General features: G+C 43.6%; 13 protein-coding genes. 4 read left to right on the top strand and 9 right to left on the bottom strand.

Translation table 11 applies throughout. From position 1 onward, the window contains the following. Nucleotides 1-21: 21 nt before the first annotated feature. Nucleotides 22-1,335, bottom strand: a complete 1,314-nt coding sequence (locus JCM16456_RS15685) for a peptidoglycan DD-metalloendopeptidase family protein (protein WP_169795771.1) — start codon at nt 1,333-1,335, stop codon at nt 22-24. 219 nt (nt 1,336-1,554) lie between these two features. Further along, the gene (locus tag JCM16456_RS15680; RefSeq protein ID WP_068716246.1) at nt 1,555-1,854 is read right to left on the bottom strand and encodes an isoamylase early set domain-containing protein; all 300 of its coding nucleotides are present in this window, start codon (nt 1,852-1,854) and stop codon (nt 1,555-1,557) included. Nucleotides 1,855-2,203: 349 nt separating this feature from the next. Between JCM16456_RS15680 and JCM16456_RS15675 the strand changes: the two genes are divergently transcribed. Together JCM16456_RS15675 and JCM16456_RS15670 are read left to right on the top strand one after the other, a co-directional pair. Further along, nucleotides 2,204-3,856 carry a SulP family inorganic anion transporter gene (locus tag JCM16456_RS15675; RefSeq protein WP_068716244.1) on the top strand — a complete coding sequence of 551 codons (1,653 nt, stop codon included), beginning with the start codon at nt 2,204-2,206 and terminating at the stop codon, nt 3,854-3,856. A 349-nt stretch (nt 3,857-4,205) separates the two neighbouring features. Further along, nucleotides 4,206-5,585, top strand: coding sequence for a YjiH family protein (locus JCM16456_RS15670; RefSeq protein WP_068716240.1), 1,380 nt, complete (start codon nt 4,206-4,208; stop codon nt 5,583-5,585). Between the two features lie 74 nt (nt 5,586-5,659). On the opposite strand, the gene sbmA is transcribed toward JCM16456_RS15670, so the two are convergent. Further along, nucleotides 5,660-6,931, bottom strand: coding sequence for a peptide antibiotic transporter SbmA (gene sbmA / locus JCM16456_RS15665; protein ID WP_068716238.1), 1,272 nt, complete (start codon nt 6,929-6,931; stop codon nt 5,660-5,662). Between the two features lie 108 nt (nt 6,932-7,039). Between sbmA and JCM16456_RS23770 the strand changes: the two genes are divergently transcribed. Beyond that, a complete protein-coding gene (locus JCM16456_RS23770; protein ID WP_156430565.1) occupies nt 7,040-7,183 on the top strand; it encodes a hypothetical protein in 144 nt (47 codons plus the stop codon). A 306-nt stretch (nt 7,184-7,489) separates the two neighbouring features. Here the strand turns inward: JCM16456_RS23770 and pstB are convergent, their stop codons facing one another. The 5 genes from pstB to JCM16456_RS23765 form a co-directional block, all read right to left on the bottom strand. After that, nucleotides 7,490-8,239: a phosphate ABC transporter ATP-binding protein PstB gene (pstB, locus tag JCM16456_RS15660; RefSeq protein ID WP_068716236.1), complete on the bottom strand. Its 750-nt coding sequence runs from the start codon at nt 8,237-8,239 to the stop codon at nt 7,490-7,492. A gap of 38 nt (nt 8,240-8,277) precedes the next feature. Continuing rightward, the gene (pstA, locus tag JCM16456_RS15655; protein ID WP_068716234.1) at nt 8,278-9,141 is read right to left on the bottom strand and encodes a phosphate ABC transporter permease PstA; all 864 of its coding nucleotides are present in this window, start codon (nt 9,139-9,141) and stop codon (nt 8,278-8,280) included. 5 nt (nt 9,142-9,146) lie between these two features. Further along, nucleotides 9,147-10,079, bottom strand: a complete 933-nt coding sequence (gene pstC, locus JCM16456_RS15650) for a phosphate ABC transporter permease subunit PstC (RefSeq protein WP_068716232.1) — start codon at nt 10,077-10,079, stop codon at nt 9,147-9,149. A gap of 79 nt (nt 10,080-10,158) precedes the next feature. After that, nucleotides 10,159-10,980, bottom strand: coding sequence for a phosphate ABC transporter substrate-binding protein (locus JCM16456_RS15645; protein ID WP_068716231.1), 822 nt, complete (start codon nt 10,978-10,980; stop codon nt 10,159-10,161). A gap of 418 nt (nt 10,981-11,398) precedes the next feature. Next, a complete protein-coding gene (locus JCM16456_RS23765; RefSeq protein ID WP_156430564.1) occupies nt 11,399-11,566 on the bottom strand; it encodes a hypothetical protein in 168 nt (55 codons plus the stop codon). A gap of 71 nt (nt 11,567-11,637) precedes the next feature. Here JCM16456_RS23765 and JCM16456_RS15640 point away from each other — a divergent pair, with 71 nt between their 5' ends. Beyond that, nucleotides 11,638-13,278: a methyl-accepting chemotaxis protein gene (locus tag JCM16456_RS15640; RefSeq protein WP_068716229.1), complete on the top strand. Its 1,641-nt coding sequence runs from the start codon at nt 11,638-11,640 to the stop codon at nt 13,276-13,278. 125 nt (nt 13,279-13,403) lie between these two features. On the opposite strand, the gene JCM16456_RS15635 is transcribed toward JCM16456_RS15640, so the two are convergent. Next, a complete protein-coding gene (locus tag JCM16456_RS15635; protein ID WP_082712335.1) occupies nt 13,404-14,744 on the bottom strand; it encodes a DEAD/DEAH box helicase in 1,341 nt (446 codons plus the stop codon). Nucleotides 14,745-14,936: the final 192 nt, after the last annotated feature.

Genomic DNA, 14,936 nt, shown 5'->3' with positions numbered 1-14,936 from the left:
CACCGAAAGGTGGGTTTTGTTTTAGCTAGCGTTCGCTTTGTTCTTCTCATTGGCAGCAAGCAGTTGCTCTTGATCTCCCAACATTTTATCCAGCTCATCACGGCGCTTCTTAAACTGTTTCATATCGCCTTTAGGCACCGAACGCGCCATAGGAATTTTCGCTGTCATTGCGTTAACTGGATGACCACGTACGATTAATTCGTAATGCAGGTGAGGGCCAGTCACTCGACCCGTTGAGCCTGACAACGCTATTTTTTCGCCACGCTTCACATGCTGACCTCTACGCACTAAGATTTTGCTGAGGTGCAAATAACGAGTGGTATAGGTGTTATCGTGCTTTATCACTACATAATTCCCGGCGTACGGGTGTTTACGGGTCAAGATCACGACACCATCCCCCGTAGAAAGCACTGGGGTACCTACAGGAGCAGCAAAGTCTGTTCCGTTGTGCGGCATTAAGCGCCCAGTAACAGGGTGAACTCGATGCGGGTTAAACGGCGAGGAAATACGAAAATGCTTTGTGGTAGGAAAGCGGCGAAACGCTTTTTGTAAGCTCTCACCACGACCATCATAATATTGACCGTCTTTGTTTAGATAAGCAGCAATCATGCCTTGATGGGTGAAAATTTTAATCGCTTCTATTTCACGATCGCCAGTCAGTTGCTCATCGACAAATTGACGAGATTGCACCACTTCAAAACGATCACCAGCGCGTAAATCTCGCGCAAAATTCAGCTTGTCTTTAAGCAAGCTCACGATCTGCTCAATCTCTGAACTATTCAAACCCAGTTTATAAGCTGATTGAGAAAAGCTGCCTTGAATTTCACCCAATAAAGGACGTTCCTGCCAGGTGCCAGGGATCTTGATATCATCGAAATCATAGCCGCCATCACTATTGAGGCTATACACTGCCTTGTGCGCGATACCAAACACCAGCTCCATTTTTTGCAAGGATTGACCATCGTCTGCTCGCCAAAAACGTAAAGTGTTACCAGGCTGCAAGGTGTCCAGCGCCAAATAGTTTAAATCCGTTTCCATGATTTTCATCAGCTCTTGATAGCTAAAACCAAGATGCGTGAAGATGGTGCTTAGGTTATCACCTTCTTTGATCTCATACTCAAACGCTGGAATATCATGTTTTACTTCAGCGTTGTTCGTGAGAATGGATTCAACAATCTGATTTTCAGGAATGGTTATCTGAACGCTTTTGTGCAATCCATTATTATTAAGAGCGGAAGATAAAATTGCCAATCCAAGCAATGGAAAGCCGATAACTGATGCTTTCTTCGGTTTAGAAAGTTCAGCAAATCGGAGCATTAGAGATTTTGTTTGCACTATCCGACCCGTGTATTCAATATAAAACTGCGACAAGAGTACGGGTTTCTCAAAAAAAAGTCACCTAGCTCCTGTCACCAAATACCCAAAAAAGGCACAATAAGTGCCTTTTTTGTCAATATCGCTGGATATATATGAGCATAATATCACTGCGGTTTATCGAGTTAAACGCACTGATAACATTGAAATATAAGTAAAACGCTAAATGAATCTAAGCGCCTATTCGTGAGTCGATACTAAACAGTTATCTTGGCCATAACCGTTAGGGATGTAACTATCCGCTTTAGGGTCATTCACCCATTCAATTTCATCGACCAAGTAACGGAACTGAAACTCGGCACCCTTAGGGAGACGGGTTTTAAATTTAAAAACCTGAGTCTTGCCTCTTTTTTTCATTGGCTCTGGCTGCCAATCAAGAAAATCAGCGACGATATCGACATGAGAGGTGGTCTCTGGTGCTTCTACTTCGAAAGTGACTTCAACTTCATCTTTAGTTTTAAAAAAGCGCTTGTTGATCATGACAAACTCCGTTTCTGTATAGAAAATATCCAACCAACTTAATCATAAGTAATTTCATCCATATGCACAATATTGAAGTGCCTCGTGGTGAATTTCTCTATGAATCGGCGCTATTTTTTCTCAACCTTGAAGCATAGCTACTGAGCCAGCTCGCATACAACGGCTTTCGAACACAAACAATATTCATCATGAGTAAGTTGATTTAAAGCTAGTGAACACTAACCTCTTGTCCACTATTTTGATTAACATCAACAGATCTTACCAGCGGGTTACATCCCACTTTACAGAGGGGGGAATGAGCGTAGAATCCGCGTTTTCTCTCCTTCTTTTATGAATAAGGTAATCAACTATGCTTGCCATTTATGAATCATACCGTGCCGGGCTACTAAAACGCTCTAATTGGCTGATAAACCTCAGCTCAGGTGTGATTGTTGGTGTGGTTGCCCTCCCTCTGGCCATGGCGTTCGCTATTGCCTCTGGTGTGAAACCCGAACAGGGCATTTATACCTCCATTTTTGCCGGTATCATCGTTTCTCTGTTTGGCGGCTCTCGCATCCAAATCGCAGGGCCTACGGGTGCTTTCATCGTCATCCTTGCTGGAATTGTGGGTCAGTACGGCATCACAGGATTACAAATTGCCACCATGATGGCTGGAGTCATCCTGCTACTATTGGGTATCACTAAGTTAGGTACCATCATTCGCTTTATCCCAGACCCTGTCATTATTGGTTTTACCAGCGGTATCGGGGTGATCATCTGGGTTGGTCAATGGCGCGACTTCTTTGGCTTACCAGCCATTACCGGTGAACATTTCCACCAGAAATTATTGGCCCTTATCCAAGTCTTTCCACAGTTGCACCTCACCACCACTCTGCTGGCGGCACTGTCGCTATTTTTGGTGTTGATGGGGCCTAAAGTGCCCGGGCTGAAAAAAGTACCAGGTCCACTACTCGCATTAGTGGTGGTAACGTCACTACAATACGTGATGCAGTTTGATGGTGTCAGAACCATCGGGTCTGCATTTGGTGGCATTCCAGAAGGACTACCGGAATTCAGCGTACCGCATGTCACTTTCTCTGACATGATTGCGCTTATCGGCCCAGCTTTCGCTATTGCCATGCTTGGTGCGATTGAATCACTGCTTTCAGCTGTAGTAGCAGATGGAATGGCAGGCACCAGACACGATTCTAACCAAGAACTGATTGGTCAAGGGCTCGCCAACATGGTCACGCCACTGTTTGGTGGTATTGCTGCAACGGGTGCCATTGCGCGCACCGCAACCAACATCCGTAATGGGGGGAACAGTCCTATTTCAGGCGTAGTGCACTCAATAACCTTAGTGGTGATTCTATTAGTGCTCGCTCCTCTTGCGGTCAATATTCCGCTAGCCACATTGAGCGCTATCTTATTTGTTGTGGCGTGGAACATGAGCGAAGCGCGCCATTTCGTAAAACTGGTTCGTCGAGCCCCACATGCTGACGTTGTGATTTTGCTGACCACCTTCCTATTAACGGTATTTGCAGACTTAGTGGTCGCCGTTAATATCGGCGTAATCATCGCGATTTTGCAATTTGTGCGTCGCATGGCGACCAGTGTTGAAGTGAAAGTGGATGCCTCTGAAGAAGTGTCTCACGTACTTGCGAAAAATGGCCATACTCATCTACCGCGAGAAGTGGCCGTATACGCTCTCGAAGGCCCATTCTTCTTTGGCGCAGCAGAAACATTCGAACGTGTGATGAACTCGATTCAAGAGTCACCAAAGATTCTGATCATTCGCCTCAAATGGGTGCCCTTTATGGATATTACTGGCCTGCAATCACTGGAAGACATTATTCGTAGTTTTCATAAAAAAGGGGTTGAGGTATGCATTTCTGGAGCGAATAACCGCGTAGACCACAAACTGCATCGTGCTGGTATTGTGGCATTGATTGGAGAAGAGCATTATTTTGCTCAATTTGACTCTGCATTAAGCTTCGCCTGTCGTGATATTGCGTCCGATTGATTGTTATTAATACGTTAAAAAAACAATCGCAACACCACTTCTCTGAGTTCGGTTTTATCGACTAGACCGAACTCATCTTTATGAAATACCTCAGTACTTTTTACTCCAGCCAGTAGCTAAATAAAGTAATCGATTGCATAAAAACACGTTCTGTTAGCAAAGTGTAATAAAATACATATCCTTTACTTTTATCATTTTAAAGACAATTAATTTGAATAGTTAAGGTTGTATGGTGAATAGTATTGCATCCTAATATAAAAGTAGCTATCCTTGCGTTCCGATTAAATACGGACATTAAGTGAATGAATATTCCATGGAGGGAAAATACAATAGTCACATGAGATAAACGATGCAAGATAACGCCCAAGCTCTAACAAATACGGAGCAAACTCATACTTCAGCTACCGTATGGCGCTTTTTAATCCCGTCTATTATTGGGATTCTTTTGTTTATGGCACCAATACACTACCAAGGTTCGTATACCATTCCGGTAGCCGTATTGGCTAAATCTCTTAAAGCCTTACTCGGCGATGCCCTTGTACCAATGATTACTGGTATCGTAGCCTTCATGGCAGTCGCATCCCTGCTAGTTAAACTTTTCCAACCGAAAGCGATTACTAAAAAGCCATTTTTGAATGGTTTATTCAACCCTTCATGGATTTGGCTTATTGTGCGTCTGTTTGGCGGCGTTGCAATTGTTATGACCCATTACAATGTTGGCCCCAATATGGTTTGGGAAGAGAACACTGGCGGACTAGTCTTAGGAGACTTACTACCTACTCTATTCTCCGTATTCGTCTTTGCTGGCCTACTTTTACCACTACTGCTCAACTTCGGTTTACTGGAACTGTTTGGTAGCTTGTTAAGTAAAATCATGCGACCAGTGTTCAATCTTCCGGGTCGCAGCGCCATTGACTGTATGGCTTCTTGGCTTGGCGATGGCAGCGTGGGGATTTTGCTCACTAGTAAACAATACGAAGAACGTTTCTACACTCAACGTGAAGCAGCGGTTGTGGCAACCACTTTTTCAGCAGTATCGATCACATTCAGTCTTGTTGTTATCGCACAAGTTGGGCTTGAGCAAATGTTCTTGCCTTTCTATGGCGCAATTTGTCTCGCGGGTGTGGTTGCGGCGGTTATCATTCCACGTTTACCACCTTTGTGCTGGAAAAAAGACATCTACATCGACGGCTCAAAGCCACGCCCTGATGCGGATGCAATTCCACAAGGCGAAACGGCTTTTTCTTGGGGCCTAAAACTTGCTCTAAATAAAGCGGCACAAACCAAATCACTCAAATCCATTTTTGCAGAAGGCGTACGTAACGTTATTGATATGGTGTTTGGTGTGCTACCAGTCGTTATGGGCTTGGGTACGGCAGCATTGATGATAGCAGAGCACACTTCGGTATTTTCTCTACTCGGTCAGCCTTTCATTCCTTATTTGAAGCTGCTAGGCGTGCCAGAAGCGGTCGAGGCATCTCGTACAATCGTGGTAGGTTTTGCTGATATGTTTATTCCTGCGATTCTAGCGACTTCAATTCACAGTGAAATGACTCGCTTTATCGTCGCGGCAATGTCTGTTACTCAGTTGATTTACATGTCGGAAGTCGGCGCACTAATGCTTGGTAGCAAGATTCCAGTCAACATTTTTGAACTGTTCTTTATCTTCATCATTCGCACCTTGATCACATTACCAGTGATTGTGTTGGTTGCTAACCTACTGTTTTAAAGACGACGAGTTTACAAAAAAGGCGCCCTTGGAAACTTGGGCGCCTTTTGTTTTTATAAAATCAGGACAGCAAATTATGCAATCTCTTCAGACTCAACGGCATCTAATTCTTGATGCCTAATGGTCGCTTCAAAAGCTTTCAAACGTTTATGAATGGATAACAACTCTACAATGGTTGTCCATGAATTCACTAGGTATTGGAAAGAATCTTCTACCTTGCCAAAAGCGTTTAAGATGCGCTGCATAATGCCCAGAGTAAACACCCCACCCACAATCGAAGGTGCTAACACAATCAACGGGATAAAGGTACCAAACTGCAAATAGCCGTAACGTACCACATTAAAATAGACATAATGCAAATACAGACGGAAGTAGTTTTTCCGTACATGTTCAAATAGGTCATTCAATGTTGCCGGCTGCGCTCGGTTTTCGTTATCTTCCCCAAACACCAACTCCTTACGATATGCGGCTTCAACTTTCTGATTTTTAAACTCTAATCCGGGTAGTTTTATCCCCGCAAAAGCAAGTAACAAGGTGCCAAAAATCGACCACAGAATCGCTACAAAAACCAATCCTTGTGATACAGGTCCAATGATAGGCAGCTCTTTTACGTAACTTGATAGAGTCCATAAAATCGGCAAGAACGCGATAAGAGTCATAACCGAATTGAGGAAACTCACACCAAGACTTTCCATTATCGAAGCAAAGCGCATTGTGTCTTCCTGAATACGCTGGGATGCCCCCTCGATATGGCGCACATGCTGCCATTTTGCTGTGTAGTATTCGGTCATCGCCATACGCCAACGGAACACGTAGTGACTGACAAAAAACGCGTTACACACCGCGACAGTAATCGCAATCATTAAAATGGTGCCAACTGTCATCAGTTCACTGTAAAACTTCGTGAGTGTTACGGTATTGGGCTTTGCGAGCGCATCTTGGATTAAGTTATAAAATTCGCCGTACCATTCGTTCAAAATCACACTCACTTCCACTTGGAACCAAGTGATAAATACAATTAAGGCCGAACCCAATACCGACCATTTAGCCCATTTATTGGTACTGATTTTCATCCAGACCGCTAAGAACAAGGCATAACAGACAGCCATGTACTGATACAACCACGCATCCAATGCTTTATCTTGCTGGGCGGCAAATGCGGCTTGAATCGCTGGCGAAGCTCCCTCTTTGAATGGTTGAGGAAAACCAAAGCCAAACCAGCTACCTAAACTCAGCTTAGGGCCGATGCCCTGAATAAGTAGATACCAAGAGACTACACACACTAAGGCCCATAAAATAAAAGAAAGGAAGAACCACTTAGGTTTGGGGAAAAAAGATTCAAACACGTTATCGATCTCTTCATTGTTAAATGACAGAACTTCAGAAAGAGTCCCTTCTTAAACGCATACACTCAACTCACTCAGGTTGTTGGCCCTTACATGACTTTAAGCGGAATGAAATACCGCAATACTCGCACAAACAACCAAGGCATTGAGCGTATATACCCAAATGACCTCAAGATGCAGACTTCAGAGCTTCATCAACGAGCACAGGTCAAGCTCAATTACGGAAGGAATGGTTATTCCCTTTCAACGTAATTGGGCGCGGAAATGGGCTTGTTGATGAGCTCCCAAGGGGCGAGTTGTATTCGCTCCTATGCTGCGTTACTGATTTTCTACGTAGAATAACTATGTATTCAAATCAGTGCCTTGCCTAAGAGCGAATACATTCTCGCTGAAACCGCATCTTGAGGTTACTTGGGTATATTACTAATATATAGACCAAATCCGCGGTACAAAATTCCCTAATCTCTTTATTTATCTAAAAATTCGTTAGAAAAACAAAAAAGCCCCTCACACTGGAGGGGCAAATTTACCATCGCATTATAGTTATAATTCGTCCTATTAACCGAAATCACCGTTCACGTAACCACGAGTACGTTCATCTTTCGGTTCATTAAATATCTGCGCAGTCTCACCATGCTCAACCAACTCTCCCATAAGGAAGAAAGCGGTACGGTCGGAAATACGACGAGCCTGTTGCATTGAGTGTGTCACGATGACAATGGTGTAGTTTTTCTTCAACTCTTCCATCAAATCTTCGATCTTATTGGTCGCAATCGGGTCTAGTGCTGAGGTCGGTTCGTCCATCAAAATCACTTCAGGTTCCATCGCGATAGTACGCGCGATACACAGACGTTGCTGTTGACCACCAGACAAGCCAAAGGCATGTGATTTCAAACGATCTTTAACTTCATCCCACAGCGCAGCACCACGAAGTGAACGCTCAACCACTTCATCAATGTGTTTTTTATCTTTGATACCTTGCGCACGTAAACCATAGGCTACGTTCTCATAAATACTCATCGGAAATGGGTTTGGTTTTTGGAATACCATGCCCACTTTGATTCGCAGGTCTGCGACATCCACATCGCCATAGATGTCTTCACCATCCATCGCCACTTTACCGGTAATGCGAACGCCCTCAATCAAGTCGTTCATACGGTTCAAACAACGCAATAATGTTGATTTACCACAACCAGATGGGCCGATAAGTGCCGTTACTTGTTGAGTAGGAATCGCCAGCTCAATCGACTTAAGAGCCTGATTCTCGCCATAAAATAGATTCAATTTTTCGATGCTAAATTTGTTCATTGTTTTTATCTCTAAATTCGGTCTAGTACGCTGCGTGATTAGTAAGTTGCAGAATTGAAACGACTTGCGATGAATTTGGTGATCATATTAATCAGTAACACCACCACAATCAGCACCGTTGCCGTACCATAAGCTTGGTTCCACTCTTCCACGGTAAAAAGCTCCGTGGTCAGCTTGTACAGGTGAACCGTGAGTGTACGACCAGAGTCCATTAAAGAGTCTGGAATACGTGCCACCATACCTGCGGTCAAAAAGACCGGAGCAGATTCACCGATCACACGACCGATACTCAAAATAACAGAAGTTAGAATCCCTGGCATCGCACTTGGTAGAATCAAACGCCAAATAGTATAGATTTTTGAAGCACCTAAACCATATGAGCCTTCTCGATAGGTGTGTGGAACCGACATTAATGCCTCTTCCGTGGTGCGAATGATGACCGGAAGAATCAAAATACTCAATGTCAGTGCGCCCGATAAAATCGAGAAGCCAAAACCTAAGATAACCACAAAGAAAGTCATACCAAACAGACCAAAGATGATCGAAGGTATACCAGCAAGTGACTCAGTACAAAAACGAATCACTTTAACCAATTTACTGCCGACTTTCGCATACTCAGTCAGGTAAATAGCGGTCATAATTCCTAACGGAGCAGCCACAGCAATCGATGCAATCACCATGTAAATGGTGGAGACAATCATTGGGAAAATACCGTGTTCATCGCCAGTACGAGTGTAGTTGTCACTGATAAAGTGCCAATCGACAAAACGCAAACCGTTAGAGAGAATGTACCAAATAATCCAGAATAAAAAGCCAACGGTAAGTGCGGCAGAAAGCCAGATAAGAGCATTTAGCAATGTATCTTTGTTCTTACGAGCTTGTTTTAATTTTGCGCGATCCATACCAATTACCTCGCTTTCTCACGATTCAAATACAACAACGCAGCATTCAGCATCATAATAAATACCAGCAGCACAACACCGGTGGCGTAGAGTGCATTAGCATGCACGCCGCTAGCGTATGACATTTCAATCGCAATATTGGCAGTTAAGGTACGTGCCGAATCCAAAATGCCTTGTGGCATTGCAGGTGCATTCCCCATAACCATGATAATCGCCATGGTTTCCCCCAACGCGCGTCCAATACCTAGAATCACAGCTGTCATGATCCCAGAGCGAGCAGCTGGTACAAGCAATTTGAAAATGGTATAGATTTTCGATGCGCCTAACGCAAGCGATCCTTCACGATAAGCGGCAGGCACAGCGCGAATAGACGTTTCAGAAACCGTAATCACTGTTGGTAAAATCATCACTCCAAGCACAACGATACCAGCCAATATAGTGTTACCCGCTGGTACATCAAATACTTGCTGAATCAAAGGAACGATAATGACCAAACCGAAGAAGCCATAAACAACCGACGGAATCCCCGCCAGCAATTCAACTGCAGGACGAATAATATCCGCTACGCGTTTAGGTGCAATCTCAGCGATAAATACCGCTGTTAACACGCCAATCGGCACGCCTAAAACAACAGCGCCAAACGTCGAAACAACGGACGCAACAATCATGGTTGCGACACCATACAATGCAGGAGGGAGCCACTCTTCACCCAATACGATGCCTGTAATTCCGGCTTCTTTAAATGCTGGAAGGCTTTCGCGAATAATAAAGTAGGCAATAACGGCCAAGGAAACGATGCCAATCACGGCACTGGTTAGAAACAAACCGTGGAAAATTCGTTCTTTCCAATCAATGCGTTTTTTTGCTCGCAGGCCTGATGGAACGATAGGTGCTTTTTCACCAGTCATAAGCTTTTCACTATTGTTTGCGATGGTCATATTCAATACTCAACTATAGTTAAAATAGTGAGAACAAAAAGCTCAGCCCAAATTTAGGCTGAGCAAAAAAGTCATTTAATTAGTGGATGTCGATGTAGCCATGTTGTTTAACAATCGCTTGAGCATCGTGTGTTAGCATCCAATCTAGGAATTTTTGCGCTTCAGCAGAAGGTTTACCTTTTTTGTAAAGCACTAGGAAAGGACGAGCTACTTTGTAGGTATCGTTCTTCACATTAGCAACACTTGCTTCCACACCGTCAACCGCCAATGCATGAACCGACTTGTCAACTGAGCCTAGTGAAATATAACCAATAGCGTAAGGGTTAGATGCCACCATTGTTTTTAGGCCACCGTTACCGTTCGCCACTTGAGCGCGTTGCGAAATTGCAGAAACAGTCATGCCATTCACTTTGCGTTTTAATTCCAAAATTTCTTCAAACGCACCACGAGTACCGGAAGCCGTATCACGAGTGATAGCAACGATAGGTTTGTTTTCGCCGCCCACTTGGCTCCAGTTGGAGATTTTACCTTTATAGATTTCAGAGATTTGCTCAGCAGTTAGCCCCTTAATTTTGTTGCTAGGGTGAACTACAACTGCAATACCGTCACGAGCAATCGTCTCTTCAACAAGGTTAGTTTCTTTTTCAGAGGCTTTTAATCCACGAGAAGACATGCCGATGTCGGCACTTTCGTTTTTAGCCGCTTTGATACCCGCAGATGAACCCGGGCCTTGAACTTCGATAAACACTTTAGGATGAGATTTCATGTACGTTTCTGCAAAGTACTCCATAAGAGGAGTCACGCTGCTAGAACCGACTGCAGAGATAGTTTCGTTTGCTGATGCAGGATTAAAAGCAAGTGCGCCCAATAGAGCAATAGCACCGAATACCGTTTTTTTCATCACATGTTTCCTTTAAGAGGCTATACGCCGTTGTCTTAATCAACGATGCCCACTTTAGGGGTGAAATATGACAGTTATGTTTCAGAAAATTGAACCCTATATGACAATTGTGAATTTTATTTATCATCCTCATATTGAGAGAATATGTCCCCCTCGATATGAATAAAAACACCTATAAAATTCGACTTACATTACCTATAGCTAATATAACTATTATTTCAACATCTTGATTATTAGTGATTTGTGAGCATGGTTAGAGTATATAATCTAATGTTATAACGAATTGAAAAATTGCGTTGAAATCCGATTAATAACCGTTATTATTTAGCGCTATTTTCGTTATACCCAAGTAACCTCAAGATACTGTTTCAGCGAGAATGTATTCGCTCATAGGCAAGGCACCGATTTGAATACATAGTCATTCTACGTAGAAAATCGGTAACGCAGCATAGGAGCGAATACAACTCGCCCTTTGGGAGCTCATCAACAAGCCCATTTCTGCGCCCAATGACGTTGAAAGGGAGTAACCATTCCTTCCGTCATTGAGCTTGACCTGGGCTCGTTGATGAAGCTCTGAATTCTGCATCTTGAGGTCATTTGGGTATATTAATATTCATTTTCATTACAGTTCCATGTCAAAGGGAAAAGGATCACTTTATGCGCCAGTTACTCAGTAACTTGTCTATCAAGTTACAAGTCGTAGTGCCGGTATTTATCACGATGCTGCTACTCATCATCGGTATTACCTACAGCACTTCGACGTTAAAGGACGCGTTTCATGACGTATCAAAGTCAACTCAAGATTTAATTCGTCATAAAGAAGAAGTCATTAAGATTATAGACAATACTTACGGTATGAGAATCAAGGCGATATACAGCTTGTTTCGTGCGCAAGATGTTGCAGAACTAAAGTCTTCACTTCAGGAAAAGCAAGCTCAGAATAATCAGTATCTTACATCGCTTAATGACGTATCTGAGTTATCTCCACAAGTGGACACTTTGCGCGGTGCAATGAACGAATATGTGAACTATTCCATAGAAACCATGATTCCTTTGCTGCAATTCAAGCATAACAACACCACCGATGCGGCTTTCGACCAACGCTATGAGCAAGCTTCCGCTTTGTATCGTAAAGAAGGCCAAGATATGGTGGCAGCAATTAATGCGCTCTCAACCAAACTCAACAATATCGCACTTGAGAATATGGAACGTAACGGTCAACGTCACTCTGCAGTTATGCAAAGCAGTATTATCGGCTTAATCGTTATTTTGATACTCGCCGCGATTTCCAGTTGGATTTTGGCGGGTGTTATTGTCAAACCCATTCGCCAATTGCAACAAACCATGCGTAATGTCGCTTCAGGCAATTTACTCGAAAAAGCAGAAGTGCATGGCAACAACGAAATCGCTGACCTATCACGTGATGTGAACATCACGATTGAGCAACTAAGAAATACCGTAGGTTCTCTGGTAAGGATTAGTACAGATGTGGCTTCTGCTGCAACAGAGCTAGCCGCCGTAATGACACAATCAACGGTCAACTCAGACCAAGAGCGCCAAGAAGTAGAACAAGTTGCCTCTGCTGTTAATCAACTTGAGGGGGCTGCCACTACCGTAACGCATAATGCACATCAAGCTGATCAAGCGGCACAACAAGCAAAAGAGTTAACGATACAAAGCTTATCGATGTTTGAACAAAGTCATCGCGCCAACGGCAAAATGGTGGACCAACTCAGTGTCGCTGCTGATGTAGTTAATAGCTTAAAAGTCCAATCGGAAAAAATTGGTCAGGTGATTGAAGTGATTCAAGGCATTTCAGAACAGACCAACCTTCTGGCGCTTAACGCAGCAATTGAAGCGGCTCGCGCTGGTGAAACAGGGCGTGGATTTGCCGTGGTAGCCGATGAGGTGCGAATGTTGGCAGCGCGTACTCAAGACTCAACCAAAGAGATCCAAGCGATTATTGAAGAGCTGCAATCTCAATCGGGTGCAGCGAATGATAGCGTGATGTCGAGCTTAAATACGTTGCAAGACAACCAAGATCTCGCCACACAGTTGAGCCAATCATTAGATTCTATCAACCAATCGATCCAAGATTTAAGTGTGATGAACACTGAAGTGGCGAGTGCTGCAGAAGAGCAAAGCCAAGTGACTGGTGACATCAACCGTAACTTAAGCAACATGTACGAGTTAGTTAGCCAAAATGTGACAGGTATTACTCAATCTGCTGCAGCAAGCCAAGAGTTGTCTAGCTTAGCTGAACAACAGAAGCAGGAACTGAGTTACTTTAAAGTGTAGGTATAACGCTGAGATTCAGTGAGAACCTAGGTTCAGCCTATCGGTAACAACAGAAATGAAAAAGGCAGCGTAAGCTGCCTTTTTGTCTTTTGATGTTACTTCAATAACACGGATAACCGACGTGATTACTCATCATCCACTTTCGGGGCAACTTTCTTCTTCGGAATAAAGACATTATCTCCCACCGCGACATTTTGATAAAAGCTCTTATCACGCTTCGCTTGTTTTGGTGCTGCTGTCTTCGCTTTAGGTTTGGCGTTATATTTAGGTTTCGCTTTCTTGTTTACTGGCTTACGAGGTTTAATACCTTTAAATTTACCCTCTAAGCCTTCTAATACATCAAACCGCATGTCTTGGCGAAGGTAACGCTCAACACGTTTAAAGCTGTCCCAATCTTTAGGGCCAACTAAAGAAATCGCATCACCTTTTGCCCCAGCTCGACCAGTACGACCAACACGATGCACATATTCTTCGGTATGTTTTGGCATATCAAAGTTAATCACGTGGGTTACGTTAGAGATATCCAAACCACGTGAAGCCACATCGGTTGTCACTAGAATCTTAAACACCACTCGCTCAAACTGGCTCATAATGGTGTTACGCTGAGATTGGTTCAGATCACCACTGAGTGCCACCACTTTAAGTTTACGTTCATTCAATTTTTTGGTTAAACGCTCCGTATCTGCACGAGTCGCAGTAAAGATAATCAATTGGCGATAATCTTCTTGTTCAATCAAACGGTCCAAAATCGCTTCTTTATGATCTAAATGGTCACACAAATAGAAGCGCTGCGTGATATCAGTGTGAACTTCATTTGAGACGCCAATCGAAATGCTACGTGGATCGTTCAACATTTCTGACGCGATATCATTCACTTGCCCGTGATCCAAGGTTGCTGAGAACATCAACGTTTGGCGACGACGATGCTTGGCAGCATTATGAATGCGACGTAACTGAGGAGCGAAACCTAAATCCAGCATACGGTCGGCTTCATCGAGAACGAGAGTCTCTAATCCATCTAAAAATAGGGAACGATGATCAAGGTGATCCGCAAGACGTCCTGGCGTTGCCACGATAAAACGTGGGTAACGACGCAACGCTTTTACTTGGTCGTTAAAGTTCTCACCACCAGTAATTAATGTCGCACTGTAGCTCATCCCCGCCAGCATAGAGCGTAATTCGCCATACACTTGCTTCGCCAACTCGCGCGTCGGCACCAGGATCAAACCGCGCGGATCTTTTGCTGATAACGCTTTATTTTTTAGTGACTTGTGCAGCATAGGTAGCAAGAAAGCCAGTGTTTTACCTGACCCCGTTTTTGAAGATGCTAACAAATCTTTGCCCAAAATCGCGTACGGAATAGCTTGCTTCTGAATATCAGTCGCTTGCTTGAAGTTGTAGTGGGCTAAGTTCTTCAATAGACGGTTATCTAAGCCTAATTCATTAAACTGCAAAGGATTCTCCAATTACGTATTACTGCCACCTTATTATTGGCAGAGAGGGGTTGCTATCAAAAACAGCGTATATTACCGCGATTTGCCTTTTTAAGCATAGAAAAGATCGGAAATATTCCATCATGGATATTCTGATTTTCTAAATAGCTGCTCATCAATGTAAATCATTTAGGCAAATGCTGAACGCGGACTCGCAGAAATGGC

Origin of the sequence: Vibrio tritonius (assembly GCF_001547935.1) — a bacterium.
Classification (GTDB): domain Bacteria; phylum Pseudomonadota; class Gammaproteobacteria; order Enterobacterales; family Vibrionaceae; genus Vibrio; species Vibrio tritonius.
Note: the sequence above shows the minus strand (reverse complement) of the source record. Positions and strands in the feature narration are given on the sequence as shown.